This window comes from Caulobacter soli, assembly GCF_011045195.1.
Classification (GTDB): Bacteria; Pseudomonadota; Alphaproteobacteria; order Caulobacterales; family Caulobacteraceae; genus Caulobacter; species Caulobacter soli.
In genome coordinates this window covers 4589146-4615037 of sequence record NZ_CP049199.1, presented here as the reverse complement: position 1 = coordinate 4615037, position 25892 = coordinate 4589146, and the positions used below count along the sequence as shown (strand labels likewise).

General features: G+C 68.5%; 24 protein-coding genes. 14 read left to right on the top strand and 10 right to left on the bottom strand.

The window, feature by feature from the left end:
- Window positions 1-30: 30 nt before the first annotated feature.
- On the bottom strand, window positions 31-2547 hold the full coding sequence (locus tag G3M62_RS21425) for a TonB-dependent receptor (protein WP_165190573.1): 2517 nt from the start codon (window positions 2545-2547) through the stop codon (window positions 31-33).
- Between the two features lie 280 nt (window positions 2548-2827).
- Here G3M62_RS21425 and G3M62_RS21420 point away from each other — a divergent pair, with 280 nt between their 5' ends.
- Window positions 2828-4264, top strand: a complete 1437-nt coding sequence (locus G3M62_RS21420) for a protein adenylyltransferase SelO (RefSeq protein WP_165190572.1) — start codon at window positions 2828-2830, stop codon at window positions 4262-4264.
- A gap of 136 nt (window positions 4265-4400) precedes the next feature.
- The gene (locus G3M62_RS21415; RefSeq protein WP_165190571.1) at window positions 4401-4526 is read left to right on the top strand and encodes a hypothetical protein; all 126 of its coding nucleotides are present in this window, start codon (window positions 4401-4403) and stop codon (window positions 4524-4526) included.
- Between the two features lie 151 nt (window positions 4527-4677).
- Here the strand turns inward: G3M62_RS21415 and G3M62_RS21410 are convergent, their stop codons facing one another.
- The gene (locus G3M62_RS21410; RefSeq protein ID WP_165190570.1) at window positions 4678-5586 is read right to left on the bottom strand and encodes a LysR family transcriptional regulator; all 909 of its coding nucleotides are present in this window, start codon (window positions 5584-5586) and stop codon (window positions 4678-4680) included.
- Window positions 5587-5755: 169 nt separating this feature from the next.
- On the opposite strand from G3M62_RS21410, the gene G3M62_RS21405 reads away from it, so the two are divergent.
- The 6 genes from G3M62_RS21405 (at window position 5756) to G3M62_RS21380 (ending at window position 11047) form a co-directional block, all read left to right on the top strand.
- The gene (locus G3M62_RS21405; protein ID WP_165190569.1) at window positions 5756-6454 is read left to right on the top strand and encodes a pirin family protein; all 699 of its coding nucleotides are present in this window, start codon (window positions 5756-5758) and stop codon (window positions 6452-6454) included.
- Window positions 6455-6600: 146 nt separating this feature from the next.
- The gene (gene wrbA, locus G3M62_RS21400; RefSeq protein ID WP_165190568.1) at window positions 6601-7200 is read left to right on the top strand and encodes an NAD(P)H:quinone oxidoreductase; all 600 of its coding nucleotides are present in this window, start codon (window positions 6601-6603) and stop codon (window positions 7198-7200) included.
- Window positions 7201-7615: 415 nt separating this feature from the next.
- A complete protein-coding gene (locus tag G3M62_RS21395) occupies window positions 7616-8668 on the top strand; it encodes a sensor histidine kinase (protein WP_165190567.1) in 1053 nt (350 codons plus the stop codon).
- Window positions 8665-9042, top strand: coding sequence for a response regulator (locus tag G3M62_RS21390; RefSeq protein WP_165190566.1), 378 nt, complete (start codon window positions 8665-8667; stop codon window positions 9040-9042). Before G3M62_RS21395 ends, G3M62_RS21390 begins: the two co-directional genes overlap by 4 nt.
- A gap of 120 nt (window positions 9043-9162) precedes the next feature.
- Window positions 9163-9558, top strand: coding sequence for a helix-turn-helix domain-containing protein (locus tag G3M62_RS21385; protein WP_165190565.1), 396 nt, complete (start codon window positions 9163-9165; stop codon window positions 9556-9558).
- Window positions 9559-9796: 238 nt separating this feature from the next.
- Window positions 9797-11047, top strand: coding sequence for a hypothetical protein (locus tag G3M62_RS21380; RefSeq protein WP_165190564.1), 1251 nt, complete (start codon window positions 9797-9799; stop codon window positions 11045-11047).
- Between the two features lie 63 nt (window positions 11048-11110).
- On the opposite strand, the gene G3M62_RS21375 is transcribed toward G3M62_RS21380, so the two are convergent.
- From G3M62_RS21375 to G3M62_RS21365, 3 genes are all read right to left on the bottom strand, one after another.
- Window positions 11111-12130, bottom strand: a complete 1020-nt coding sequence (locus G3M62_RS21375) for a 2-oxoadipate dioxygenase/decarboxylase family protein (protein ID WP_165190563.1) — start codon at window positions 12128-12130, stop codon at window positions 11111-11113.
- 169 nt (window positions 12131-12299) lie between these two features.
- Window positions 12300-13820 carry an L-piperidine-6-carboxylate dehydrogenase gene (amaB, locus tag G3M62_RS21370; RefSeq protein ID WP_165190562.1) on the bottom strand — a complete coding sequence of 507 codons (1521 nt, stop codon included), beginning with the start codon at window positions 13818-13820 and terminating at the stop codon, window positions 12300-12302.
- A 172-nt stretch (window positions 13821-13992) separates the two neighbouring features.
- Window positions 13993-15411 (bottom strand): FAD-binding oxidoreductase, encoded by a 1419-nt coding sequence (locus tag G3M62_RS21365; protein WP_246263373.1) that lies wholly within the window; start codon window positions 15409-15411, stop codon window positions 13993-13995.
- Window positions 15412-15524: 113 nt separating this feature from the next.
- Here G3M62_RS21365 and G3M62_RS21360 point away from each other — a divergent pair, with 113 nt between their 5' ends.
- Window positions 15525-15956, top strand: coding sequence for an Lrp/AsnC family transcriptional regulator (locus G3M62_RS21360; RefSeq protein ID WP_165190561.1), 432 nt, complete (start codon window positions 15525-15527; stop codon window positions 15954-15956).
- Window positions 15957-15963: 7 nt separating this feature from the next.
- Here G3M62_RS21360 and G3M62_RS21355 read toward each other — a convergent pair whose 3' ends face one another.
- A complete protein-coding gene (locus G3M62_RS21355; RefSeq protein ID WP_165190560.1) occupies window positions 15964-16992 on the bottom strand; it encodes a LacI family DNA-binding transcriptional regulator in 1029 nt (342 codons plus the stop codon).
- Window positions 16993-17112: 120 nt separating this feature from the next.
- On the opposite strand from G3M62_RS21355, the gene G3M62_RS21350 reads away from it, so the two are divergent.
- Window positions 17113-18258 carry an acyltransferase family protein gene (locus G3M62_RS21350; protein ID WP_165190559.1) on the top strand — a complete coding sequence of 382 codons (1146 nt, stop codon included), beginning with the start codon at window positions 17113-17115 and terminating at the stop codon, window positions 18256-18258.
- A gap of 21 nt (window positions 18259-18279) precedes the next feature.
- On the opposite strand, the gene G3M62_RS21345 is transcribed toward G3M62_RS21350, so the two are convergent.
- The gene (locus G3M62_RS21345) at window positions 18280-19827 is read right to left on the bottom strand and encodes a tetratricopeptide repeat protein (protein WP_165190558.1); all 1548 of its coding nucleotides are present in this window, start codon (window positions 19825-19827) and stop codon (window positions 18280-18282) included.
- 611 nt (window positions 19828-20438) lie between these two features.
- Here G3M62_RS21345 and G3M62_RS21340 point away from each other — a divergent pair.
- The gene (locus G3M62_RS21340) at window positions 20439-21563 is read left to right on the top strand and encodes a cell wall hydrolase (protein ID WP_165190557.1); all 1125 of its coding nucleotides are present in this window, start codon (window positions 20439-20441) and stop codon (window positions 21561-21563) included.
- Here G3M62_RS21340 and G3M62_RS21335 read toward each other — a convergent pair.
- Together G3M62_RS21335 and G3M62_RS21330 are read right to left on the bottom strand one after the other, a co-directional pair.
- On the bottom strand, window positions 21526-22329 hold the full coding sequence (locus tag G3M62_RS21335) for an SDR family oxidoreductase (RefSeq protein WP_165190556.1): 804 nt from the start codon (window positions 22327-22329) through the stop codon (window positions 21526-21528). The two genes, G3M62_RS21340 and G3M62_RS21335, sit on opposite strands and share 38 nt — an antisense overlap.
- A 207-nt stretch (window positions 22330-22536) precedes the next feature.
- Entirely contained in the window at window positions 22537-22716 is a 180-nt protein-coding gene (locus tag G3M62_RS21330) for a YegP family protein (RefSeq protein WP_165190555.1), read from the bottom strand.
- A 143-nt stretch (window positions 22717-22859) separates the two neighbouring features.
- Here G3M62_RS21330 and G3M62_RS21325 point away from each other — a divergent pair, with 143 nt between their 5' ends.
- A complete protein-coding gene (locus tag G3M62_RS21325) occupies window positions 22860-23423 on the top strand; it encodes a DUF1003 domain-containing protein (protein ID WP_165190554.1) in 564 nt (187 codons plus the stop codon).
- A gap of 15 nt (window positions 23424-23438) precedes the next feature.
- Here G3M62_RS21325 and G3M62_RS21320 read toward each other — a convergent pair whose 3' ends face one another.
- Window positions 23439-24380: a GlxA family transcriptional regulator gene (locus G3M62_RS21320; RefSeq protein ID WP_165190553.1), complete on the bottom strand. Its 942-nt coding sequence runs from the start codon at window positions 24378-24380 to the stop codon at window positions 23439-23441.
- A gap of 100 nt (window positions 24381-24480) precedes the next feature.
- Between G3M62_RS21320 and G3M62_RS21315 the strand changes: the two genes are divergently transcribed.
- Entirely contained in the window at window positions 24481-25179 is a 699-nt protein-coding gene (locus tag G3M62_RS21315; RefSeq protein WP_165190552.1) for a DJ-1/PfpI family protein, read from the top strand.
- Between the two features lie 127 nt (window positions 25180-25306).
- Window positions 25307-25753, top strand: a complete 447-nt coding sequence (locus tag G3M62_RS21310) for a DUF2147 domain-containing protein (RefSeq protein WP_165190551.1) — start codon at window positions 25307-25309, stop codon at window positions 25751-25753.
- Window positions 25754-25892: the final 139 nt, after the last annotated feature.

Sequence of the window (25892 nt, the reverse complement as noted above, 5' to 3'; positions counted from 1 at the left end):
CGGAGGCCGCCGCCCGTTCGGGTTTCAGGCCTAGAACTTGGCCCGCAGGGTCATGCCGTAGGTGCGCGGCGCGCCCAGGAAGGCGTCGTAGGTGATGGTGTCGGCGGCCGGGTTGTAGACCTTGTTGGTCGCCGAGAGGCCCGAGGAGCCTTGCAGGAAGCCGTTGAAGGCGACTTGCTCGTACTTCTCGTCGAACAGGTTCTGACCCCACAGTTCGATGGTCCACTTGTCGTCCACGGCGCCCAGGGCGACGCGGCCGTTGACCACGGTGTAGTCCTTCTGGACCTTCGGCGGGAACAGGTCCGAACCGGTGTTGTAGTCGGACGAGTACTTGGCGCCGACGTTGAAGCGGGCCTTCAGGCTGTCGCCGACCGGGTGCTCGTAGGTCACCGAGGCGGTGCCCGACCACTTGGGCGCCAGGGACATGCGGCTGCCCGGCAGCAGGGCCAGGGCGTTGGTCGGATCGTTCGGAACCGCCTGATCGCCGTACTTGGTGTCCGAATAGCTCAGGCCGCTTTGGATCGACAGGCCGTGCACCGGGGTGAACCAGATGAAGTCGAGGTCGGCGCCCTTGGAGGTCACTTCCGGGATCGAGCGCACCGCGAACGACGTGCCCAGGAAGGTGTTCAGCTGGAAGTCGCTGAACTTTTGGTAGAAGCCCGTGATGTTGAACAGCACCGTGCGATTGAACAGGGTGTTCTTCATGCCCAGTTCGTAGCTGTCGACGAATTCGGCGGGGAACGAGGTGTCCTTGATCGGCGTGATGCCCGAACCGCCGCTGGGCAGGCCGTTGGACGACTGGGTGCGGTCCAGGTTGAAGCCGCCGCCCTTATAGCCGCGCGCGTACGAGGCGTAGGTGAAGACCTCGGGCGAGAAGCGGTACGACGCCTTGATGGTGCCGCTCCATTCCTTGTCCGAACGCTTCTGCTTGGTGCCGCGGCCGTTGAACAGGGGGTTGGCCCAGGGCAGGCAGAGGTTGCCGATGACGGTCGGGGCGTTGGCGGCGCCGACCAGGGTGGCGATGCGCAGTTGGCCGGCCGGCGACAGGGCGGTGGCGCAGGCGATCCCGCCGTCGCTGGTCGTCTGGTAGGTGTCCAGTGTCTTGTCGTCGATCGAGTAGCGCAGGCCGGCGGTGATGTCGAAGGCGTCGGTCACGTGCCAGGTGTTGTTGGTGAAGCCGGCGATGGTGGTGGCGCGCTGCTGGTAGCGGTCGTGCAGGCCCTGGCCGCCGACGAAGCTGGTGTTGGGCGCGCGGTTCAGCAGGGTGGCGACGAAGTTGGGCAGGCCGCCGGTGCTGGGCGACGCCGCGAGCGACAGCAGACGGCCCAGATACTGCTCGTAGTTGTTGCCGTAGAGGAAGTTGGCCTTGTTATCCAACTTCTCGTCGGCCAGGAACGCGCCGACCAGCCAGTCGAACTTGTCGGTCTGGCCCGCCAGGCGGATTTCCTGGCTGAAGGTGGTGAACTCGGCCGAGTTGGTGCCGTCCTTCACGCGGTAGGCCAGGTCGGCGGTGCTGAAGTCGGAGTCCTGGCCGTTGTCGGTGCGCCAGTTGCGGACGGCCGTGATCGAGGTGATCTCGCCGAAGCCGGTGTCGATCTTGCCTTCCAGCGACACGCCCTTGTCCTCGACCGAGGCCGGGGCGCCGCGGTTCGAATAGGCGACGCGGTCATAGGGATTGGCGGGGTTGGCCAGGGCCGGGCCGCCGTTCACGATGGCCAGCAGGCCGGCGGTGGCGCCGGTGCGGATCTGCACGGCGCCGCAGCAGTTCTCGTCGCGCTTGGTGTAGTCGCCGATCAGCTTGAAGCTGGACTTGTCGTCCGGCACGAACAGCAGCTGGCCGCGCACGGTGTAGAAGTTCTGGTCGGCGTCCTCGTCGCGGTCGCTGGGACCCTTGCCGGTGACCACGTCGTTATAGCCGTCGCGCTCGCGGGCGGCGACGTACAGGCGACCGGCCAGGGTTTCCGTGCCGAACAGCGGACCGGTCACCGAAGCGGCCAGGCCGTGGGCGTTGAAGTTGCCGATCGTCGCCTCGCCTTCGGCGCCGAAGCCGAACTCCGGCTCCTTGGTGACGATGTTGATGACGCCGGCCGAGGTGCTCTTGCCGAACAGGGTGCCTTGCGGGCCCTTCAGGACCTCGATGCGCTCCATCTGGCCCAGGTCGCCGAACGACACGCCGTTGCGCGGGCGATAGACGCCGTCGATCACGACGCCGACCGAGCTTTCGAGGCCAGGGTTGTCGCCGACCGTACCGACGCCACGAATCCGGGCGGTGGTCGAGGCTTCCGACGTGGTCGAGGTCACGGTCAGACCGGGGGTCAGGATCGTCAGATCCTTGATGTCCTTGACGCCCGTGTCCTGCAGCAGCTTGGCGCCGACCGCGGTGACCACCACCGGCACGTCCTGCAGGTTCTGCTCGCGCTTCTGGGCGGTGACGACGATGCTGTCGACGGTGGGGATGTCTGATTGTTGAGCCTGAGCCGCCATCGGGGTCAGACCGGCGAGCACGACGGCGGACGCCGTGCCGCAAAGCACCTGAGTAAAGCGCATTTCCTACCTCGGTTCGTTTTATGACGCGGGCGCTTGCATCGCCCCCGCCTTTTGATTTGGTCGTGACCCGAACGATTGTTCGAATTGACACGCAAGGGTTACGGCCCCGCTGGATACTCGGCAAGGAAAAACCTTATGGATTAACGGTTCGCGAACCGCTGTTGCGCGGATGCGACAGCGTTCGCCGACCATCCCCAATCTTCCGTTCGTGGTTTTGAGGGACCGACCCGTCGGCGACGTTAGACTTGCGCCGCGCCACGGATGGACTCATGTGCGGGGCATGCCGATCTCGCAGAGCTATCGCCCCGACCCGATCTTCATGCGCCTGGGGCCGGACTTCGCCGATCCCGTCGCGCCCGCCGACTTCCCCGAGACGATCCTGCGGTTCCGCAATGACCGGGCCGCCGCGACCGTCGGGCTGGAGGGGCTGAGCGACGCCGAATGGCTGAGCCATTTCGCGCGGTTCCAGCCCTTGCCGGACAATCAGCCGGGGCCGCTGGCCATGCGCTATCACGGCCATCAGTTCCGGACCTACAATCCCGACCTGGGCGACGGGCGCGGTTTCCTGTTCGCCCAGCTGCGGGAGCAGGGAAGCGGGCGGTTGCTGGACCTGGCCACCAAGGGGTCGGGCCAGACGCCGTGGTCGCGGGCCGGCGACGGGCGGCTGACCCTGAAGGGCGGGGTGCGCGAGATCCTGGCCGCGGCCCAGCTGGAGGCCCTGGGCGTTCCGACCTCGCGCGCCTTCTCCCTGGTCGAGACCGGCGAGGACCTGGTGCGCGGCGACGAACCCAGCCCCACCCGCTCGGCCGTGCTGACCCGCCTGTCGCACAGCCACATCCGCTTCGGCACCTTCCAGCGCCAGGCCTATCTGGAGCGGCCCGACAACATCGCCAAACTGGTCGACCACGCGGTCGAGACCTACTTCCCCGGCGTCGCCGACCAGCCGGATCGGCCCAAGGTCCTGCTGGAACAGGTGGTCGCGGCCAGCGCCCGGCTCTGCGCCCGCTGGATGGCGGCGGGCTTCGTGCACGGGGTGCTCAACACCGACAACATGGTGGTGACCGGCGAAAGCTTCGACTACGGCCCCTGGCGGTTCCTGCCCCGGAACGATCCGAACTTCACGGCCGCCTATTTCGACCATTCGGGGCTCTACAGCTTCGGCCGCCAGCCCGAGACGGTGTTCTGGAACCTGCAGCAGCTGGCCGGGTGCCTGGCCCAGGTCACCGACGACGCCGGGCTGATCGCCGCCCTGAACGGTTTCTCCGACCACTATAGAGACGCCCTGCGCGGGGCGGTGCTGAACCGCCTGGGCTTGAAGAGCCGCTCGGCCGACGAGGACGTCGCCCTGGTCCAGGCCGCGTTCGTGGCGCTTGCGACAGGCGGGGCGGCCGGCGACGAATCACTGCGCTGGGAGCCGTTCTTCTTCGACTGGTTCGGCGGCGAGGCGTCGGCGGCGCGCGCCTTGGCCGGTCCGCGCGCGGATCTGTACGGACAAGACGCCTTCCTGGACTTCCGTCGCAAGCTGGCCGAGTTCGAGACCGACCGCCCAGAACGGCTGGAAAGCCCGGTTTTCAGCGCTTTGGAGCCCGAAGAGCTGCTGATCGACGAGGTCGAGGCCCTGTGGGCGCCGATCGCGGCGGCCGACGACTGGTCGGCGCTGGAGGCGAAATTGCGTCGAATTGAGGCCGCTCGTGTCGCTTATGCGTTGGGTGACTGACATACGGGTGAGACATATCTGCCGCATGCTGAGCTTTTCCGACGTGGACTCCCTGCACACAGGAACAAACGTCAAGCTTCAGCCTTATCTGGGCTGAAACTCGCCCTACGATGAACTGGCCGGTGGAGAAATTCGCATGCGTATCTTCCAACCTGTAATGCTGGTCTGCGCTGTCGCCATGTCGTTCATCGGCGCCCTGGGCTTGCCGGGCTGCGCGCGTGCGATCGGCGAGTGCCTGAACGACAAGCACGAGATGGCGTAGGCCTTTTTGATCCGCTCATCCCGGCGAACGCCGGGACCCAGATCCTAAATCTGGGAAGCGGACTGGAGACGCTCGGCGCTCTTGGCGTCAGCCACACCGCTATTCCATCTGGGTCCCGGCGTTCGCCGAGATGAGCGGCTTTTTAAAGCTCTCACCCCAACCAGGGCGCGGTCGCCATTCGCTTGGCCAGGAACGCGATCAGCACCTCCACGCGCGCCGGCCGGATCGTGCTGGGCGGGGTGACCAGGTGCAGGGCGATGGGCGGCGGGGCCCAGTCGGGCAGCACCTCTTCCAGCAAGCCGCTCTTCACGTCTTCCCAGGCCAGAAAGTCCGGCTGCATGGCCACGCCCAGGCCGGCCAGCAGCGAGGGTCGCAGGATGTCGGCGTTGTTGACCCGTAGGGGCGAGGGCACGCTGACCGCGTATTGTCCGTGCTCGGCATGCTCGAACCGCCAGACCTCCTTGGAGCGGCCGCCGGTGTAGAAAAGGCCGCTGTGAGTGGTCAGGTCCTTGGGATGCTGGGGCCGGCCGCGCTGGTCGAAATAGGCCGGCGAGCCGACCAGCATCACCCGCACCGGGCACAGCCGCCGGGCCAGCAGACTGGAGTCCTCCAGGGCCGAGATCCGCAGGGCCAGGTCGAAGCCGTCCTCGACGATGTCGACCAACTGGTCCGACAGCGACAGCTCGACCGACACCTCGGGATAGAGGGCGAAGAACTCCGGCAGGGCCGGGCCCAGGTGGGCGATGCCGAACGACATCGGCGCGGCCACCCGCACCAGGCCGCGCGGCGTGGCCGACTGGGCCGAGGCCTCGGCCTCCAGGGCCTCGCCTTCCTGCAGAATGTGCGTCGCGCGATGCAGCGAGGCGCGGCCCGCCTCGGTCAGGGACAGCCGCCGCGAGGTGCGGTGGAACAGCGTCGCCCCCAGCTTCTGCTCCAACCGGGTGACGGCCTTGGACACCGTGGCCTTCGACAGGTTCAGCTGCTGGGCCGCCCCGACGAACGAGCCGGTCTCGGCCACCTTGGCGAACACCGCCCAGGCCTCGAAGTCGGGGAGTTTCATGGGCCTCTCCATATCCGCTCTTCCCGGCGAAGGCCGGGAAGAGCGGAAGATATAAGATCAAAATACGAAACGGTCTGTTTCGATCATTTCCATTTCGCATCGTAAGGCAAGAGGCCATCTTCCCTCCAACAGAGACGGCCATCGGGCTCGGTCTCCAGGAGATAAGACGATGATTGACGTCAGAACCTTCGACAGCCTCGGCGGCGCCAACCACGGTTGGCTGGACGCCAAGCACCATTTCTCGTTCGCCGACTACCACGATCCGCGCCGCGTCCATCACGGCGCCCTGCGGGTGTGGAACGACGACACCATCGCGGCCGGCACCGGCTTTCCGCCCCACCCGCACGCCGACATGGAGATCATCACCTATGTCCGCGAAGGCGCGATCACCCACCAGGACAGCCTGGGCAACAAGGGTCGCACCGAGGCGGGCGACGTCCAGGTGATGAGCGCCGGCACCGGCATCCGTCACTCGGAATACAATCTGGAAAGCGACACGACCAAGATCTTCCAGATCTGGATCATCCCGAACAAGCGCGGCGAAGGTCCGGCCTGGGGCGCCAAGCCGTTCCCCAAGGGCGACCGCAGCGGCAAGTTCGTGGCCCTGGCCAGCGGCTTCGAGGGCGACACCGACGCCTTGCCGATCCGCACCGACGCCCGGGTCCTGGGCGCGACGCTGAAGGCCGGTGAAGTCACCGAATATGCCATCGGCGCCGACCGCAAGGGCTACCTCGTTCCGTCGACCGGCAAGGTCGAGATCAACGGCGTGATCCTCAACACCCGCGACGGCGCGGCCATCCAGGACGAGGCCGTCATCCGCGTCAAGGCGCTGGAAGACGCCGAACTGGTGCTGGTCGACGCCGCCTAATCGACCTTTTCGCCCCGTCCTCCCTGGTCTCGCGCCGGGGAGGACGAAAAGGGCGGAAACGTCAAAGCCGCAAAGTCGAAACTCCGATGTTCTCCCGCTTCTTCAAATCCAAGTCCCAAACCCAAGTTCAGCCCAAGGAGGCCAAAGTGGCCAAGGTTCTCGTTCTTTATTACTCCGCCTACGGTCACATCGAGACCATGGCCAACGCCGTCGCCGAAGGCGCCCGCGCCGCCGGCGCCACGGTCGACATCAAGCGCGTGCCGGAACTGGTGCCCGAAGAGGTCGCCAAGAAGTCCTATTACAAGATGGATCAGGCCGCTCCGATCGCCACGATCGCCGACCTGGAAAACTACGACGCCATCATCGTCGGCACCGGCACCCGCTTTGGCCGCATGAGCTCGCAGATGGCCAACTTCCTGGACCAAGCCGGCGGCCTGTGGGCGCGCGGCGCGCTGAACGGCAAGGTGGGCGCGGCCTTCACCTCGTCGGCCACCCAGCACGGCGGTAACGAGACCACCCTGTTCTCGATCATCACCAACCTGCTGCACTTCGGCATGACGATCGTGGGCCTGCCCTACAGCCACCAGGGCCAGATGACCCTGGAGGAAATCACTGGCGGCGCGCCCTACGGCGCCACCACCATCGCCGCGGCCGACGGTTCGCGTCAGCCCAGCCAGATCGAACTGGACGGCGCCCGCCACCAGGGCGAGCTGGTCGCCAAGACCGCCGCGAAGCTGTTCGGCTAAGCCAAGTCGGGGTCGGATCGTCCAAGAAGACGGTCCGATCCTGGGCTTAACTCTCCCTACGCCTTCCCCGCCTCGACACCCCGCCGTCGACGCCCCGGAAGGTCCCGCGGCCGGTTCGCCCTCCCCCAAGGAACCGCGCCGCTCAGACCGGCTGGCTCTCCCCCGGAGCCAGCCGGTTTTTCTTTTCCATCCCCACATAAAGGAAACACGTCATGCGCCGTCGTCGCGCCAATCTGCTGGCCCAGGCCTGGAAGCTTCTGGTCCAGATGGTCACCGTCCGGATCATCACCCGCCACGTCCGAAGCCGGCGGCTCGGCTGGCGATGAGCGCTCGCGCGCTTCGCGAAAACACTATCTGAAATAGAAATTTTCTGCCTTCATGAGGCCCTGCCGGATGGGCTACTGGGGGCGTGGACATGTCGTGGACCGACTGGCTGCTTAATCCTTCCGGCCTGACGCCGCACGGCTTCTGCCTCAGTTGGGCGCCCGGCCTGGTCGCGCTGCACGCGGGTTCCGACGTCGTCATCGGCCTGGCCTATCTGTCGATCCCGCTGGCCATCGCCGCCTTCGTCCGCCGCCGGCCCGACATCAAGTACAGCTGGGTGGCCTATCTGTTCGTGGCCTTCATCCTGGCCTGCGGCACCACCCACCTGATGGCCATCCTGACCCTGTGGGTGCCGGCCTATGGCGTGGAGGGGATCATCAAGCTGGTCACCGCCATCCTGTCGATCGCCACGGCCGCCATCCTGTGGCCGCTGATCCCCAAGGCCGCCGCCCTGCCGTCGGCCGCCGAGCTGGAGCGCCGGGTCGAGGCGCGCACAGCCGAGCTGACCGCCGCCCTGGCCCAGCGCGACCTGCTGCTGCGCGAGGTCTATCACCGGGTGAAGAACAACTTGCAGATCGTCGACAGCCTGCTGGTGATGCAGACCCGCCAGATGCCCGATCCCGAGGCCAAGCAGGCCCTGCGAAGCCTGCGCGACCGGGTCTTCGCCCTGGGCCTGGTCCATCAGCAGCTGATGGGCTCGACCGACCTGAAGACTTTCGACATCGCGCCGTTCCTGCACGAGCTGTCGACCAACATCGTGCACGGCGGCGGGGCCAACGACGTGGACCTGTCGGTCGAGGCCATTCCCCTGGACGTCGGCCTGGACTTCGCCATTCCCCTGGGCCTGCTGGTCAACGAGCTGGTGACCAACTCGCTCAAGCACGCCTTTCCCGACGGCCAGGGCGAGATCGACGTCAATCTCAGCCGGGCCGACGACGGCGGCCTGCTGCTGGTCGTCGCCGACAACGGCAAGGGCTACAGCCGCGACGGCGCGGGTCTGGGAGGAGAGCCGGCGGCCAAGATGGCCCTGGGCTCCACGATCATCGAAGGTTTAGTCGCTCAGTTGAAGGGTACGATCATGGTTCAGAGCCGCCGAGGCCAGACCCGCAGCGAAATCCGCGTCGCCGATCCGGTGGCCGCATGAGCGCCGCCCTCAATCGTCTGGTGCTCGTGGTCGACGACGAGTTCCTGATCGCCCAGGGCCTGTGCATGCAGGTCGAGGACATGGACATGACGGTGTGCGGCACGGCCACCACCGCCGACGAGGCCCTGGCCCTGGCCATGATGCACAAGCCCGAGGTGGTGCTGATGGACGTGCGCCTGCGCGGCGACAAGGACGGCGTCGACGCCGCCCTGGCCATCCACGCCACGGTCGGCTCCAAGGTGATCTTCATCACCGGCTCGCGCGAGTCCGCCACGATCGAGCGGATCTACCAGGACCATCCGGCCGAGGTGCTGTTCAAGCCGGTGTCAGACCGCCAGTTGCGGCTGGCGATCGGCCAAGCGCTGGCGAGCTAGACGGCCTGGAACTTCCCTTTCAGCGTGTGACATTCCGTCACCGCAACCGCGCTCCAACCTGAGCCGTATCTGGGCCATGAGGCCGGCGACGTCGTCGGCCGCGTGACCAGGACGAGAGCCTTGAACGACACCGAGACCCGCTCCCCGCACCCTATCGACCGCCATGTCGGCGCCCTTATCCGTCTGCGACGCCGGGCGCTGAAGATCAGCCAGACCGAGCTGGCCACGGCCGTGGGCGTCACCTTCCAGCAGGTGCAGAAATACGAGCGCGGGGCCAATCGGGTCAGCGCGTCGAAGCTGTACGAGATCGCCCAGAAGCTCGACACGCCGCTGGTCGCCTTCTTCGAGGGGTTGGATGGCCCGGTCGAAGAGGGGCGGACGCCGCGCGACGAGGTCATCCGCTTCCTCGACCAGCCGGGCTCGCACGCCCTGGTCAAGGCCTTCTCGGGCCTTCGTCCCCAGGTGCGCGGCCAGCTGGTCGCCTTGGCCCAGGCCCTGGCCACCGCCGAGGATTAGGCTGGCGATATCGCTCTGAACCTCGTCGGCTAAAAAGCTCAGCGCCACGGCATGCGACAAGCTTCACTACAACCTATGGAAATCTTTTTATGAATTAAATACTAAAAAGTGCATTTCTGCACCGTCTCCCGGGTGTCGGCATAATATGCAATCGCAAGTGGCGTATCTGAACATCCACACCTCATGGCTGAGCTTCGGCTCCCCGTCCGACGCCAGCCCAATCAAGGGAGAGACAGTGATGGCTTATGATGCCGAAGCCGCCGTGGCCGCCATTCCCCAGGTCTACTGGGACAAGGGCCTGAAGTATTTCAACGCGGGCGATCCCGCGACGACGGCGATCCAAAACCTCTATATGGACTGGCGTCCGCCGTTCGACCTGGGCGCGCTGGCCGCGATCGTCGGCGCCCTCTACGCCGACACCTATTGGGCGGCGACGCCCAATGACGGCCAGCAGATGTCGGTCACCGCCCTGGCCAACGACCTGAGCGCGGCGATCGGGGTCAACCAGCCTGACGCGATCCGGGCGGCCCAGTTCGCCTTCTCGCGCTGGTACGGCCTGTTCGTGCGCGCCAATGTCGCCAACACCGGCGAGATCCCCAAGCAGGGCACGCTGACGGCCAGTCCCGACGTGATCGTCAACGGCTCCACCCCCACCTCGCCCCGGCTGCTGATCACCAACTGGAGCCAGAGCGTCTGGGGCCCGGCGCCGGGCCTGAAGAACTACGCCTACGGCCGCGCGCAGAGCCTGAACATCGGCGTGACGATCACCAAGCCGATCGTGCGGATGTACTATACCGACGCCGGGTTCCTGCCGCCGCCCAGCAGCTGGATCCAGTGCTTCACCTATGACGACCAGTTCGAAACCTCGCCGCTGGTCGACATCAACGGCGCGCTGACCCTGCCGCCCGGCACTCGGTCGGCCACCCAGCTGGCGTTCGGCGTCAACTTCCCGGGCGCCGGCCACTACTGCATGATCACGGCCGCGGGGTCTGAGTTCTTCGCCAACAAGCCCGACGGCGGTGGCGGCAACTGGAACTCCTCGACCTGGCTGCAACGCAACGGCGCGGCCGGCTGGCACAATGTCGACGTCTCGCTGACCGGCGAGGCGGTCCTGAAGTTCTACAATCAGGACGACACGGCCGAGCGCTTCGTCTTCGAGGCCCACTGCCATCGGGTCGAGAAGGGGGCCAGGGTGTCGCTGTCGGTGGCCGGCCTGCTGAAGGCGACCGCGACGGCGATCGCCAACGACTACCAGGTGGTCAGCGCCGCGATCGAGGCCCCGCCGCGCCACGCCGGCGAACTGGCCGTGCAGTTCGGCAAGCTGGCGCCCGGCTCGGCCGTGACCTTCTACAAGTACTGGATCGTGCCGGCGGGCCACCCCCGCCACCATCAGGCCGCCGAGCTGATGGGTGACTTCGACGCCGTCGTCTCGGGCCGCGAGGTCCGGGTGCCGATGGGCGACTACACCTTCGTCGGTCCCGAAGCCTAGGCCCGAACGAAGGCGATAAGCCTGGCAGGCGCGGCTTCGGCCGCGCCTGTTGTGCTTTGGGGCTCAGCCCGTGCCGGTCATCTTGAAGATGCCTTGGGCGTTGGAACTGTCGAACCGCAGGTCCAGTCGCTCGACGCCCGCCTCGTCGACGTGGCGGTCGCGGCTGATGAACTCGTGGAACGAGCCCGGCACGGTCAGCGTGACCTCGCCCTCATCGGTGACGAACACGCGCTCCACCGGCTGGGCCTTGAAGGCGGTCTGGCGCACGCGGCCCGAGCCGGAGACCTCGACGGTGTCCTTCACGGGGCGGCCCAGGGCCTTCTGGACGTCGGCCACGGCCTCGACGTCGGGCACGCGGTCGGTGGCGTGGTTGAAGGCCTGGCCCTCGGTGGCGATCCAGGCGGCCTCGGCCGACTCGGCCAGCAGGGCCTTGTAGTGCTCCAGCCGCGGCGTGGCGTGGGTGCGCTCGAAGGCGGCGACCACCTGGGGCAGGGCGGCGCGGGCCGCGTCCAGGTCGCAGGCGCCCTCGGCGGCGAAGGCGGCCAGGGCGCGGCGGGCCTCTTCCTGCAAGGCGTCTGCGGTGGTGTCGAACACGGCGTGAGCGATCACCTGGAAGGCGCCCGAGAAGCGGGTCACGTGCAGCTCGCTGACGAAGAACTGCGGGATGGCCTCGGGGAAGTCGCGGTGGGCGAAGGCCCGGCCGGTCATCTTCAAGCGGTCCAGCGGATAGAGGTCGGCGACGTGATAGCCCAAGGGCTCCAGGATCCGCGCGAAGGCCAGGTGGCCGGCCGGCAGGGCGCCGGTGGGAGCGCCGTCGCCGAAATCGATGGTCCGCAGGGCGCCGTGGTCGAATAGGATCCGGTGACCCGCCGCCCGGCGCTCGGTGGTGTAGGCCGCGCCCAGGGGCACCCGGCCCATGATGTCGTGGAACAGCACCGCGTTCAGGGCCATGGCGAACACCGCGCGCGAGACGGGCCCCTCGGCCTGGGCCGTCAGGGCCGGGTCGATGTCCAGCACGTCCAGGATCGTGGCGGCGGCCTTCTGGCCGACGGCCGAGGCGACGAGGGTGGAGAGGTGGCTCATGGGGCGGTCCGGGAGTTAGAGTTTTAAATTCCGCTCATCCCGGCGAATGCCGGGACCCAGATCCCATGGCGGTGTGTCGGGCTGGATCAGCTCTGAGTTCGAGGAACCCGCCTCAAAGCCATTCCATCTGAGTCCCGGCGTTCGCCGGGATGAGCGGTCTATGAAAATATCAAACGTCGAACGTGACCCCCTGCGCCAGCGGCAGGGTGGTTCCGTAGTTCACGGTGTTGGTGGCGCGACGCATATAGGCCTTCCAGCTGTCGGAGCCGGCCTCGCGGCCGCCGCCGGTCTCCTTCTCGCCGCCAAACGCCCCGCCGATCTCGGCGCCCGAGGGGCCGATATTGACGTTGGCGATGCCGCAGTCGCTGCCCTCGCCCGACACGAACAGCTCGGCCTCGCGGACATTGAGCGTGAAGATCGACGACGACAGCCCCTGGGCCACGTCGTTCTGGGCGGCGATGGCGTCGGCCAGCTCGGTGTAGCGCATCACGTAGAGGATGGGCGCGAAGGTCTCGCGCCTGACGATGCCGACCTGCTCGTCGATCTCGACCAGGGCGGGCGACACGTAGAAGGCGTCAGCGCCCGCGACCTCGACGCGGTCGCCGCCGACCACCCGGCCGCCGGCCGCGCGAGCCTGGTCCAGCGCCGACTGCATGGCGTCGAAGGCGGCCTTGTCGATCAGCGGGCCGACCAGCACGCCGGCCTGGCGCGGGTCGCCGACCGGCACCGACGGATAGGCGCTCTTCAGGCGACCGACGAAGGCGTCATAGACGCTGTCGTGCACGAACAGCCGGCGCAGGGTGGTGCAGCGCTGGCCCGCCGTGCCCATGGCCGCGAAGGCGACGCCGCGCAGGGTCAGGTCGAGATCGGCCGAAGGGGCGACGATGGCGGCGTTGTTGCCGCCCAGCTCCAGCAGGGCGCGGGCGAAGCGGGCGGCCAGCTTGGGGCCCACCGTGCGGCCCATGGCCGTCGAGCCGGTGGCCGAGACCAGCGGGACCTTCGGATGGTCGACCAGGGCCTCGCCGACCTCGCGGCCGCCCATCAGCAGGGTCGACAGGCCGGCCGGCGCGTCCGAACCGAACCGGGCGGCGGCGCGCTCGAACAACGCCTGGGTCGCCAGGGCCACCAGCGGGGTCTTCTCCGACGGCTTCCAGACCACGGCGTCGCCGCAGACCAAGGCCAGGGCCGCGTTCCACGACCAGACGGCGACGGGGAAGTTGAAGGCGCTGATCACCCCCACCACGCCCAGCGGATGCCAAGTCTCCATCATCCGGTGGGCCGGACGCTCGGTGGCGATGGTCAGGCCGAACAGCTGGCGCGACAGGCCCACGGCGTAGTCGCAGATGTCGATCATCTCCTGCACCTCGCCCAGGCCCTCGGAGACCACCTTGCCGGCCTCCAGGGTGACCAGGGCGGCCAGGTCGGCCTTGGCGGCGCGCAGCTCCTCGCCCAGCAGTCGCACCAACTCGCCGCGACGCGGAGCGGGAACCTTGCGCCAGGCGAGATAGGCGTCGTGGGCGGCGTCGATGGCGGCCGTCGCCTGGGCGGGGGTGTGCTCGGGCAACTGGGCCAGGACCTCGCCGGTGACCGGCGACCGCGCGGCCAGGGTTCCGCCGTCGAGGGGCGCGGTGACGCCGAGGCGGCCGAGGATGGCGCGGGCTTCGGCGACGGCGGAGGGCAGGGTGGTCATCGGATAGTCCTGGAAGCTTGAAATCTTGATCCGCTCATCCCGGCGAATGCCGGGACCCAGATCCCATGGCGGTGTGGCGGGCTGGATCCGCTCTGAGTTCGAGGAAGCCGCCTCAAAGCCATTCCATCTGGGTCCCGGCATTCGCCGGGATGAGCGGTGGTAAGGGGAAAGCTCATGATTTCAAAGCCGGCCCCAGCCTCACGCTGGCCGACCCCGTCCCGAACACCGCCGCCACCGCCGCGCTGTAGTCCTGCACCAGCCGGGGCGTGAAGCGGTCATAGGCGTCCTGGAACGCCCGGCCCAGGCCGTGCTCGCCGCTGAAGCTGGCGGAAAAGCCGTCGACGGCCAGGGTCAGCACCGCCTCGCGCAGGGCGTGATAGCGGGCCGGATCGGCCGGTCCCGTGCGCACCAGGTTGAAGTGCACCCCGCCGTCGGCCACGTGGCCGAAGTCGCACAGGGCGAAGTCGGGGAAGTCGGCCTCCAACATCAGCGTCGCGTCGCGGCGGAAACGGGCCAGGTCCCGGCGGCGGAACGACAGGTCGAAGCCCACCACCGGCCCGCTGGCCCGCAGGCCTTCCGACAGGCCGTGGCGCAGGGCCCACATCTTTTCGGCCGGTCCGAACAGGGCGTCGACCAGGGGGCTGTCGTCGCGTTCCAGCAGGTCGCCGGCGATCTGTTGCAGCACCTCGTCCAGCGACGCCTCGCCCTCGCGCGGGGTCCAGCTGCGGGTCAGCTCGACCAGCACGGCGTAGTCGGGAACGCCGCCCGCGAACGGATTGCTGAGCGACGGCACGTGGGCGATCGCCCGCTCCATGGCCGCGCGCGACATGCCCTCGAAGGCGGTCAGGCTCGCCCCCGCTTCGGCCTCGAAGGCCTGCAGCAGCGCGAGCACCGCCTCGGCGTCGCGCGGGACCAGCAAGGCGGCGGCGCTCTGGCGCGGGCGGTGGTGAACCTCGACGGTCACCGCCGTGATGATCCCCAGGCTGCCGCAGCCGCCGACGAAAAGCTGGCGCAGGGCGAGCGCCGCGTTGTCCTTGCGCAGGCCGTGGGACAGCTGCAGCACCGTGCCCGCCGCGTCGGCCAGCACCACTTCCAGGCCCAGCACGTGGCGGCGCATGTCGCCATAGCGCAGGAACCGCGCCCCGCCGGTGTTGGTGGCCGCCATGCCGCCCAGCGTCGGGTCGGCGCCCAGGTCGATGGGCAGGAACAGGCCGTGCGGCTCCAGCGCCGCGTTGAGGGTCGACAGCCGCACGCCCGCGCCCACGGTGGCCGTGCGGTCGGCGACGTCGATCTCCAGCGGCGCGGTCAGGCGGTCCAGCGACAGCACCAGATGCGTCCCGCTGCCGTCCGGCGTCGAGCCCTCGGCCAGGCCCGTGTTGGCGCCCTGGGGCGTGAAGGCCAGGCCGTGGCGCACGCAGTAGCCGACCACGGCCGAGACCTCCGCCGTCGTCCGGGGCCGCACGACCGCCGCGGCCACGCCGCCGGCGTAGCGGGCCGGGGTCTCGTAGGCGGCGCGGTCGGCGGCGTCGACGATCAGGCCGGCGGGGCCGACGATGGCGGCCAGGGCGTCTTGGTGATCTTGGCTCAGCACGGGGCGCGCAACTCCAGGGGCGGACATCATCCCCGCCGTTCCCTCGAATCCTAGTGGCGGGATCGTCGGTTTGACGCCAAGGTTTCGGCGAAACGCAGGTTTAGACCATCATAATGACGATAGACCCCATCGACGAGAAGCTGATCGCCGCCCTGAAGGACAACGGCCGGGCCTCGACCGCCGACCTGGCCCGGCGGGTGGGCCGCTCGCGCACCACCGTGCAGAGCCGGATCGAGCGCCTGGAGCGTGACGGCGTGATCCTGGGCTATGGCGCGCGCGTGGCGCCCGACCTCGAGCACGGGGCGGTGCGGGTGCACGTGATGATCAAGATCGGCCCCAAGGAGGCCCGCGCCGTCGAGGCCGCCCTGCGCGCCATCCCCCAGGTGCGGCTGCTGCACTCGGTCAGCGGCGACTACGACATGATCGCCATCGCCGCCACGGCCACCGTCGCGCAGATGGACGAGGTGCTCGATCGCATCGGCCACGTGGCTGGCGTGGAGCGCACGACGTCTTCGATCATCCTGTCGACCAAGTTCGATCGGTAAAAGCCTTCTAGGCCGAGGCGCGCTCCACCAGGGCGTAGGCTTCGAGGATGTCGGTGGGCGCGACGGGTCCGGGACCTCGGCGTACAGCGTCGAGCAGCAGGTCCAGCGCCCGCGCGGTCATCCGGTCGATCGGCTGGCGCACGGTGGTCAGGGGCGGCCAGACGCGGGTGGCCAGCAGGGTGTCGTCGAACCCGGTCACGGCCAGATCGCGCGGCAGGGTCAGGCCGCGCCGGTGCGCGGTCCACAGCGCCGCGGCGGCCATGTCGTCATTGGCCGCGACGATCGCGTCGGGCGGGACGGGCAGGCTCAGCAGCCGTTCGGCGGCCTCCAGGCCCGACTCGAAGGTGAAGCGGCCCTCGATGACCAGGTCGTCGGTCAGGGCCAGGCCGTGCGCCGCCAGCGCGTCGCGGCATCCCAGCAGGCGCTCCACGCCGTCCGAATGGTCCTGGGGGCCGGCGATCACCGCGATGCGTCGACGCCCCTTGGCGATCAGCAGCTCGGTCACCGCCCGCGAGGCGGCGCGGTTGTCGATGCGCACGGTGAACATGTCGGGCAGGGGCGCGGCCGTGGCGACGGCGGCGGTCGCCAGGCCCAGGGCCTGGAACGCGGGCGAGCCGCTCAGGACCAGGTCGAACGGCGGCAGCAGCAGCAAGGCGTCGGCCCCGGACCGCTGCAGCGCGCGGGCGACCTCCAGCGCGTCCTCGGGCGAGGCGGCCTTGCGGGCGATCAGCTGCAGGCCGCGTTCGGCGCTGGCCACGGCGGCCGCCGCCAGGGTGGTGTCGATGAACAGGCTGTCGACGCCGGCGTAGAGCAGGCCGATGCGGGCCGGGGTCGCGCCGACCAGCCGGCGCGCGGCGGAATTGGGCACGTAGCCTAGCGCCTCGATGGCGGCCAGCACGCGCTCGCGGGTGTCACGGCTGAACTTGCCGGTGTTGTTGAAGACGTTCGACACCGTCATGGCCGAGACGCCGGCCCGGGCGGCCACCGCCTTGATCGTGACCTTGGCGCCGTCGCGGGACCGGCCGGGGCGCTGCATCGTCTTGAAGTCTCCGGTCGGAACGGCGTCTGAAAACGACCTTGTGGTTTAACGATAAACCCAGCAACGCTTCGGCGCGACTCTTCTCCTGTCGCGTCAGCAGATTGGCCCAGACAGCGCATGACCTCGCCCGCCGCAGCGACCTCGACCGACGCGACCGCCCCCGCCAAGAACCATTACGTCATCCTGGACGGGCTGCGCGGCGTCGCTTCCCTGATGGTGGTGGTCTTCCACCTGTTTGAGGCCCATGCCGGGGGTGATCCGCAGAAGCAGATCATCAACCACGGCTACATGGCGGTGGACTTCTTCTTCCTGCTGTCGGGTTTCGTGATCGCCTACGCCTATGACGAGCGCTGGGCGGGCATGAGCCAGTGGGACTTCTACAAGCGGCGGCTGGTGCGGCTGCAGCCGATGATCATCATGGGCGGGCTGATCGGCGCGGCGCTGATCGGCTTCCAGCACTTCTCGATCTTCCCCAAGCTGGCGACGGTTCCGGTCTGGCAGATCCTGGCGGTGATGCTGCTGGGCTTCGTGATGATCCCGCTGCCGCCGTCGCTGGAGATCCGTGGCTGGGGCGAGATCTATCCGCTCAACGGGCCGGCCTGGTCGCTGTTCTATGAGTATATCGCCAACATTCTCTACGCCGTGGGCCTGCGGAAGCTGTCGAACCGCGCCTTGGGCGTGCTGGTCGCGCTGGCGGGGCTGGCGATGGTCCACCTGCTGGTGTTCGGGGCGCGGGGTGACCTGATCGGCGGCTGGGCGCTGGACGCCAACGGCGTTCGGATCGGCCTGACGCGCGTGATGTTCCCGTTCTTCGCCGGCGTGCTGCTGATGCGGCTGGGCCAGCGGATCCGGGTCAAGAACGCCTTCGCCGTCTGCAGCCTGCTGCTGATCGCGGCCCTGGCCCTGCCTCGGTTCGGCGGCCCGGCGCTGTGGATCAACGGTCTCTACGAGGCCGCCTGCGTGCTCCTGCTGTTCCCGCTGATCGTCGCCATCGGCGCGGGCGAAAAGAGCGTGGACGGCGTGGCGGTACGGACCGCCCGGTTCTTCGGCGACCTGTCGTACCCGCTCTACATCACCCACTATCCGCTGATCTACATCTACACCTGCTGGGTCGTGGACCAGAAGGTCGGCCCGGCCCAGGGCGCGCTGGTCGGGGCGGGGGTGCTGGTGGCCGCCGTCGCGATCGCCTATGCCTGCCTGAAGCTGTACGACGAGCCCGCGCGACGCTGGCTGGCCGGCAAGCTGCTGGCTCGGGGCCGCTAGGGCGGACGACGTCCAGGGCGGTCAGGTCGCCGGTTTCGGCGGCCACAGATCCTCGGGGCTGTAGGTGATGACCCGGCCGACCGCGTCGATGGCGGCGCGGACGTCCGGCCTGGCGCGAAGCTCGGCGCGGCGCTGTCGAAGCGCCACGTCCAGCGGAAGCGGCGAGGGGCGAAGCGGCGTGATCTGCAGGCCAAAGAGCGAGAGGTTGCGCTGGACGGGACTTTGCAGCCGCTCGATCAGCATCGCCGCCGCGCCGTCCAGGTCGCCCCGGCACAGCAGGGCGTCTTCCAGCTGCCGTTTGGCCTCGAGTTTCAGGCCGCGCAGTTGTCCGAGGGCCTCGTCGGCGGTCGTCAGGTCGCCCAACATCGTGGCCGAGCAGGCGGTGATCCGCAGGCCCACGCTCTTGCCATAGGGGCTGACGCGATCGTCGCGCACCGAGGCCACCGTCGCCAGCGCCGCCTTGAAGCGGCCCATGCTCATCTGCTGGGCGGCGAGGTTGAGGGTCTGGTTGACGTTCGCCTTGCCCCTTTCGGGCACCCGCGCCGCGGTCTCGAGAGCCTCCAGCGCCTCCTCGTCGCGTCCCAGCGATCCGAGGGCGTGGTTCTTGACGTTGATCGTCCAGGCCAGCTTGCTTTCGGTGTCGTCGAAGGCTTCGGGATCCTTCTGGGCGCGGGCGATCGCGGCTTCGACGAAGGTCAGGGCTTCTTCGCCGCGATCCAGGTCCAGCAGGGCGCTGGCCCGCGCGTCGACGCCCGACAGCAGCTTGGGATGGGCTGCGTGCAGGGTGTCGATCCCGGCCAGTTGCCGCAAGGCGGCGGCCTTTGGGTCCAGCAGGCCCGGACCCGCCGCCGAAAGCGCGTCGAAACGCTTGTCGGCGCGCATCGCGATCAGGACGTCGGGGTTGCTGATCTTTCGCGCGGCCTCGATCGCCTGGGCCGTGCGGCCATGGCGCAGCAGGCCCTCGATCTGCATCTGCCGCATGCCGTCCAGCTCGGTGAACGGATCGTTGGGCGTCCAGTTGGCCAACAGGGCGTCGACGAAGTCGAACGTCAGGTCCTGGTCGGTCTCGATCTTGGCGCGGTCAAACCAGCGCCCGATCTCCTCGTCGGGGAACTGGGCCAGGCCGTCCGGAAAGCGCCGGGCCATGACGGCGAGGCTCCTGAGACCGTCGGCCATGTCGCCGCTGTAGCGGTCGATCCTGATCCGGGTCTGCCAGTCATAGGCGCTGGCCTCCGGAAAGGCCGTGGCCTTCTCGATCGCCGTCCGCGCCTTGGGCCAGTCGCGGGCCTCTCCGGCCGCGCCGGCCATCAGCAGCCAGGTCGCGTGGCGCACCTCGCTGGGGGTGGACTGGAAGGCCGGCTTGGCGGTCAGGGTTTCCAGCACCGCGTAGGCCTGGGCGTATTCCTGGCGCTGGATATGATCGTTGGCCTCCTGGAAGGCGAAGGCCATGGCGTCGTCCACGGGAGAGGTCGCCGAGGCGGGCAGCCGGGGCTTGGTGTCGCGCGCGTCGGCCGGGCCGGTCAGCGCCAAGGTCGCGGCGAGCGCCGCCACGTGAAAAATCGTCCGCATGGATCGCCCCCGATACGCTACGCGACTGTTCTGCCCGGCGCAGCTTGCGCGAGCAAGGGCGCGGCCACGGACCGCGCCTGTCGCTCGCGGGACCTCGGGTCAGGGATCGTCCGTAGTTTCAAGGCGCTGTCCGGAAGGGGGCGCTTTTGGCGGTCCATCGCGGTTAGCGCGCCGTCAGGCTTAATGCCTCCGAAACCCGCACCGAAACTGCCCGAAAAGCAGACATTATGTCCTGTGGGACAATTACAGGGATCGCTAGAGTAACAGCGTCTGACGACTGGGGTTCCGTAGAGAGCGCCCCTGCGGAATGCTATCCCGCGGGCTTAATATTCACCACGAAGGCGAATTTTGTGACTGTCGCGTTTTTTCGTTAGAATCAAAGAATTAACCATTCGATCTGTTCCGCGGGCGGCCAAAATTCAGGGTGCGGCGCCGCGTGCGCTTGCGACTCGTGGTCCGATGCGTCATAAGGCGGTCATAAGTAGGACTTCGGCCACCATCGTGAACCGGCCGAGCCTCCGCTTTCAGGACTGCCCGACAGTATTTTTTCCGGGTTTCTGAGGGCGTTTTTGTCGGGGGGCGGTTCGCCCTCGCCGCGCAGGACACGAGTTTTGTTTATCAAGTCGCAGACGTGCGCAGACGCGCGCGCGCTGATCGGCGCCGTATTGGTTGGAGCCGCCACCGGTGTGGCGCTCGGCGGCGTTTACCTTGCGGGGGGCATGGCCCAGGCCGCTAGTCAGCACGCTCGCGTATCTCGCCTGGCCGACGGCGCGGAGGGGAATTTCTCCGACGCGGCGCTGTATCAGGCCGCGTCGCGGATGGACGCCGGGGCTTTGGCTATCGCCCGTCGTCACGATCCTTACACCGTCGCCGGCGGCGCCCAGCGCGACCGGCAGTCGGCCCTGCTGGTCGAACGTCTCGAACAGCGCCAGCAATCCGATTCAGACCGCCAGCCTCTGTTGCTTCGCGCCAGCTTCGGGGGTCCGTTCAATCCGGCCGTCGCGCCGTTCCGTCTGACCAACGCCCTGGAAAGCTCGCGTGAACTCGAGTGCCTTTCCGAGGCGGTCTATTACGAAGCCCGGGGCGAGACCCCGAGCGGCCAGGCGGCCGTGGCTCAAGTGGTTCTAAACCGCGTACGCCACCCTTCGTTCCCGAAATCGATCTGCGGCGTGGTGTTCCAGGGGGCCTATACCCACACCGGTTGCCAGTTCAGCTTCGCCTGCGACGGCTCGATGCGGAAGACCCGCGAGACCGGCGCCTGGAACCGCGCCCAGAAGGTCGCCGCCCGGGCTCTGTCGGGCGCGGTGATGACCGAGGTCGGCGCCGCCACCCACTTCCACACCACCGGCGTCGCGCCGGGCTGGGGGCCGCGCCTGCTGCGCGTGGCCCAGGTGGGCATGCACGTGTTCTACCGCTTCGGCGGTCGCTCGGGCGCGCCGGACGCCTTCAGCCGCACGCCGCGGCCGTCGACGGCCGACGAGCTGCCCAACGTGACCCTGGCCAGCCTGGCCGCCACGACGACCGCCGACGGCAAGTCCGCCGCGCCGATCCAGCTGGCCAGCGCCGTCGTCATCGCCTCGCCCGACAAGCCCGCCACCGTCGCCGGCGGCATGGGCGGCCCGCTGGGTCAGGGCTCCGAGCCCGCCTCGGCCCCGGCCATGCACCCGACCAAGACCTCGTCCTCGTCGAGCGACGCGGTCAAGTCGGCGGCGAGCGCGACCGGAGCTGCTTCCTGACCGCTCCGGGCATGTGACTGCTGGCGAAGCGCATCTGCTTGGCCCGCTTGCCCACGAAATAATGCAGGTCCTTCCCGTGGACGGCGCGCCAGACCACTTCGGCGGCGTCTTCCACGGGATAGACCGGCAGGCCCCCCTCGCGCAGGGTGTCGGCCATGTTCTGGTTCGAGCCCGGCGCGCCGACGGCCAGGATCGGCGTCTCGATGAACCAGGGCATCACGCAGGCGACGCTGACGCCGTGCGCCTTCCATTCGATGTCCAGCGCCTCGGATAATCCCCGCACCGCGAACTTGGTGGCCGAATAGACCGCCAGGCTGGGCGAGCCGTAGAGGCCCGCGCAGGACGAGATGTTGATCAGCCGCGATCCCGGCGTGGCCTTCAGCCAGGGCAGGGCGGCGCGGGCCCCGCTGATCACGCCCTTGACGTTGATGTCCAGCTGCAGGTCGACGTCGGCGTCCGCGTGGCTCTCGAACGGGCCGAACTTGGCGACGCCGGCGTTGTTGAGCATCACGTCCAGGCGGCCGTCGGTCAGCTGGGCGAAGTCGGCCAGGGCGGCGGTCCAGGCGGCGCGGTCGCGCACGTCCAGCTTGAAGATCGCGCCGTTGGCGGGCCCGATGGCGACCAGGGCGGCCTTCAGCCCCACGGCGTCGATGTCGGACAGGCCCACGAACCAGCCCTCGGCGGCGAAGCGCTTGGCGCTGGCCAGGCCGATGCCGCTGGCGGCCCCGGTGATGAAGACAGCCTTGCGGCCTTCCGCTGAGCTCATCGCGTCCCTCCCGTTCTTGTTTATTATCGCTGATCAGAAACCCGGGAGGGCGGAGCGTCAAGTCGGGGATGGGGCGGCGCCAACCTCTTCCGTCTCCCCGGCGAAGGCCGGGGCCCAGGTGAAACCCACGAGAGGCTCAGGCTGAATCTGGGTCCCGGTCTTCGCCGGGAAGACGGTGTCAGGTGGAGTGGGTGGAGAGCGCGAACCCTAGTCCGTCTGGTCGTCGATCTCGGCGTCCGGGCCGTTCTTCTTGATCGACTCGATGGCGTTCTTGGCCGAGGCCTTGGAGGCGTAGCCTTCGGTCCAGAAGATCGTCTCGTTGTTGTAGGTGAAGTAGGCGACGAACTCGCCGCCCTTGTTCTTCTTGATCAGAAACTTGTGGGCCATGGAGATTGCTCCCTTGGGACGCTGCTTGTGTCGACGAGCCGACGCGGGAGCCTCCCCCCGCGAAAGATGTGCGTCAATCGCGCAAGACTTCCTCGCGCGCCTGGGAGACACATCTTTTACAAACCTTCACAGATGAGCGGCCCATGACTCCCGATCAACGCCTCGACCAGCTGTCGCGCGACCTGCTGGCCACGCCCTACGCCCAGCTGACCGAGGTGCAGAAGAGCGTCATCGACCTGATCGCCGCCGAGGCGCCGACGGGGCTGAACGAGGCGTTGCTGGCCGACGATCGAAGCTTCTGGGACCGGCTGGCCGACAAGGTCGCGGCGATCGGCGGCTCGTGGGCGTTCATCGGCGGTTTTTCGCTGTGCCTGGCCCTGTGGATCGGCCTGAACCTGGGCCTGAGGCCCCTGCACCTGGCCTTCGACCCCTATCCGTTCATCTTCCTCAACCTGATCCTGTCGACCGTGGCCGCGATCCAGGCGCCGGTGATCATGATGAGCCAGAACCGCCAGGCCACGAAGGACCGGCTGAACGCCGAGCACGACTATGTGGTGAACCTGCGCGCCGAGCTGGAGATCATGCGCCTGCACGACAAGCTGGACGCCCTGCGCGAGACCGAGATGGTTGAGATCCTGCGGTGCAACACCGAGACCCTGGAGATCCTGAAGGCCCAGGTGGCGAAGATGGCCGAAGGGCGGGAGTAGAAGGACCCTCTCCCTCTAGGAAAGGGTTCTCATGCGCCGCAGCGCCTGCGGCGGTTGTCCGAACGCTCGCAGGAACGCGCGGCGCATGCGTTCCTGGTCGCCGAAGCCGGTTTCCAGGGCGACGTCCTCGACCTGCAGGGGCTGGCTGTCGAGCAGGGCGCGGGCGGCCTCGACGCGCAGGCGCTCGACGGCCTTGGCCGGGGTGGCGCCCGTCTCGGCCGCGAACAGCCGGGCGAAGTTGCGCGGGCTCATCGCCGCCTGCTGCGCCAGCTGATCCACCGTCAGGGCCAGGGCCAGGTTCTCGCGCGCCCAGGCCAGCAGGCCGTCGAACCGCCCGCCGCGCATCTCCAGCAAGGCCGAGAACTGCGACTGGCCGCCCGGGCGGCGGTGATAGACCACCAACTGCTGGGCGGTGCGGCGGGCGACCTCTTCGCCGAGGTCCGCCCCGATCATCGCCAGGGCCATGTCGATGCCGGCGGTGATGCCGGCCGAGCTCCACAGCGGCCCGTCCTGGACGAAGATCTTGTCCGGCTCCAGCCGCACGGCCGGATAGCGGCGCTGGAAGTCCTTGGACCGCTGCCAGTGGGTCGTCGCCCGGCGGCCGTCCAGCAGGCCGGCGGCGGCCAGGACATAGCTGCCCGAACAGACGCTGGCCGTGCGCCGGGCGGTGCGGAAGGTGTCGCGGGCGAAGTCCAGGGTCGCCTCGCAGATCGCCGGGGTGCGCGTGCCCTCGCCGCCCGAGACGATCAGGGTGTCCAGCGGCGGGGCGCTGTCGAAGGCCCCGGCGGTGATCGCCACGCCGGACGAGCTGGCCACCGGGCCAGCCTCTCGGGCCAGCACATGCAGGCGATAGGCCCCCGGTACGAACCGCCCGCCGATCTCGAACGCCGAGATCGGCCCCGCCGCGTCCAGCAGCTGGAAGTCCTTGAAGATCAGGAAGCCGATGTCGCGGGTCATGGCGGGCTCTCGATCAGGCTTGGCGGATATCGAGGGAACTATGTCATTTCTGTCAGACGCTAGGCGGGGGATGCTGCGGCGTCAACAGGAGGGCCTCCCCATGCCGAAACCCGCGCCGTTCCACATCGTGTTCGCCTTGTTTCCCGGTGTCACCCATCTGGACTTCACCGGACCGCATCAGATCCTCTGTCGCCTGCCCGGCGCCCAGGTGGTGGTCGCCAGCGCGGCGGGCGGCGAGGTCGAGGCCGACGGCCTGGTCTTCGCCCATCTGCCGCGCCTGGCCGACATCACCCAGTGCGACCTGCTGTGCATTCCCGGCGGGTTCGGCACGACCCAGGCCATGGCCGACGAAGACTATCTGGCGCAGGTCCGCCGGCTGGCGGCGGGCGCGCGCTATGTGACCTCGGTCTGCACCGGCTCGCTGGTGCTGGGCGCGGCGGGCCTGCTGCAGGGCAAGCGGGCGGCCTGCCACTGGGCCTGGCGTGATCAGCTGGCCCTGTTCGGCGCGACGCCCGACCCGGCCCGGGTGGTGCGCGACGGCAATGTCTTCACCGGCGGCGGGGTGACGGCCGGCATCGATTTCGCCCTGACCATCGTTGCCGAGATCGCCGGGCCCGAGACCGCCCAGGCCATCCAGCTGGCCGTCGAATACGCCCCCGACCCGCCCTTCCACGCCGGCCGCCCCGAGACCGCGCCGCCGGCCGTGCTGGACCGGATCACCGCCCTCTACGGCCAGGGCATGGACGAGCGTTGGGCCGCGGCGCGCAAGGCGGCGGAGGCGCTGAGCGTGGGGGCGTGAGACTATGAAGCCCGCTCATCCCGGCGAATGCCGGGATGAGCGGATTTGGGGATTGGCCGCTTCACTCCGCCCTGACTTGATCCTGACGCAAAGCTTCGCCAAAACGCTCCGGGTGGAGAGATTTCGCATGCGTCGGACCCAGTCGTTTCTCGTCGTGCTGACCGCTGTCGCGGGCCTGATGGCCGCGCTTCCGGCCTCGGCGCAGGACGTCTTCACCTATGGCGTCTGGCGCAATCCCAAGAACAGCGTCCATGTCGAGATCAAGCCGTGCGGCGGCGGCCGGGCGTGCGGGATCGTGGTCTGGGCCAATGACGAGGCCAAGGCCGACGCCAAGAAGGGCGGCACGCCCGACCTGGTCGGCCTGCAGCTGCTGCGCGATTTCGCGCTGCAGAAGAACGGCAGCTGGAAGGGCAAGGTGTTCGTGCCCGACCTCAACATGAACTTCAACGGCACCGCCGACTTCCCCGACGCCACCACGATGAAGGCCAAGGGCTGCCTGATCGGCGGCTTCCTGTGCAAGTCGCAGACTTGGCGCCGGGTGGACGTGGTGGCGGGCGGCACGCCGTCGAGCTGATCTAACCTCCTTCCCTCCCCCCTCGTGGGGAGGGTGGCCCGCGCAGCGGGTCGGGTGGGGTTTGATGAGCTAGAATTCTGGGCGCCGCAGGCCCCACCCACCAGCTTCGCTGGTCCCCCCTCCCCACGAGGGGGAGGGA

Bases quoted from the DNA above. Each gene is read 5' to 3' on its own strand.
- G3M62_RS21425 (WP_165190573.1), bottom strand. From the start codon at position 2,547: ATGCGCTTTACTCAGGTGCTTTGCGGCACGGCGTCCGCCGTCGTGCTC.
- G3M62_RS21420 (WP_165190572.1), top strand. From the start codon at position 2,828: ATGCCGATCTCGCAGAGCTATCGCCCCGACCCGATCTTCATGCGCCTG.
- G3M62_RS21415 (WP_165190571.1), top strand. From the start codon at position 4,401: ATGCGTATCTTCCAACCTGTAATGCTGGTCTGCGCTGTCGCCATGTCG.
- G3M62_RS21410 (WP_165190570.1), bottom strand. From the start codon at position 5,586: ATGAAACTCCCCGACTTCGAGGCCTGGGCGGTGTTCGCCAAGGTGGCC.
- G3M62_RS21405 (WP_165190569.1), top strand. From the start codon at position 5,756: ATGATTGACGTCAGAACCTTCGACAGCCTCGGCGGCGCCAACCACGGT.
- G3M62_RS21395 (WP_165190567.1), top strand. From the start codon at position 7,616: ATGTCGTGGACCGACTGGCTGCTTAATCCTTCCGGCCTGACGCCGCAC.
- G3M62_RS21390 (WP_165190566.1), top strand. From the start codon at position 8,665: ATGAGCGCCGCCCTCAATCGTCTGGTGCTCGTGGTCGACGACGAGTTC.
- G3M62_RS21380 (WP_165190564.1), top strand. From the start codon at position 9,797: ATGGCTTATGATGCCGAAGCCGCCGTGGCCGCCATTCCCCAGGTCTAC.
- G3M62_RS21375 (WP_165190563.1), bottom strand. From the start codon at position 12,130: ATGAGCCACCTCTCCACCCTCGTCGCCTCGGCCGTCGGCCAGAAGGCC.
- amaB (WP_165190562.1), bottom strand. From the start codon at position 13,820: ATGACCACCCTGCCCTCCGCCGTCGCCGAAGCCCGCGCCATCCTCGGC.
- G3M62_RS21360 (WP_165190561.1), top strand. From the start codon at position 15,525: ATGACGATAGACCCCATCGACGAGAAGCTGATCGCCGCCCTGAAGGAC.
- G3M62_RS21355 (WP_165190560.1), bottom strand. From the start codon at position 16,992: ATGCAGCGCCCCGGCCGGTCCCGCGACGGCGCCAAGGTCACGATCAAG.
- G3M62_RS21350 (WP_165190559.1), top strand. From the start codon at position 17,113: ATGACCTCGCCCGCCGCAGCGACCTCGACCGACGCGACCGCCCCCGCC.
- G3M62_RS21345 (WP_165190558.1), bottom strand. From the start codon at position 19,827: ATGCGGACGATTTTTCACGTGGCGGCGCTCGCCGCGACCTTGGCGCTG.
- G3M62_RS21335 (WP_165190556.1), bottom strand. From the start codon at position 22,329: ATGAGCTCAGCGGAAGGCCGCAAGGCTGTCTTCATCACCGGGGCCGCC.
- G3M62_RS21330 (WP_165190555.1), bottom strand. From the start codon at position 22,716: ATGGCCCACAAGTTTCTGATCAAGAAGAACAAGGGCGGCGAGTTCGTC.
- G3M62_RS21325 (WP_165190554.1), top strand. From the start codon at position 22,860: ATGACTCCCGATCAACGCCTCGACCAGCTGTCGCGCGACCTGCTGGCC.
- G3M62_RS21320 (WP_165190553.1), bottom strand. From the start codon at position 24,380: ATGACCCGCGACATCGGCTTCCTGATCTTCAAGGACTTCCAGCTGCTG.
- G3M62_RS21315 (WP_165190552.1), top strand. From the start codon at position 24,481: ATGCCGAAACCCGCGCCGTTCCACATCGTGTTCGCCTTGTTTCCCGGT.
- G3M62_RS21310 (WP_165190551.1), top strand. From the start codon at position 25,307: ATGCGTCGGACCCAGTCGTTTCTCGTCGTGCTGACCGCTGTCGCGGGC.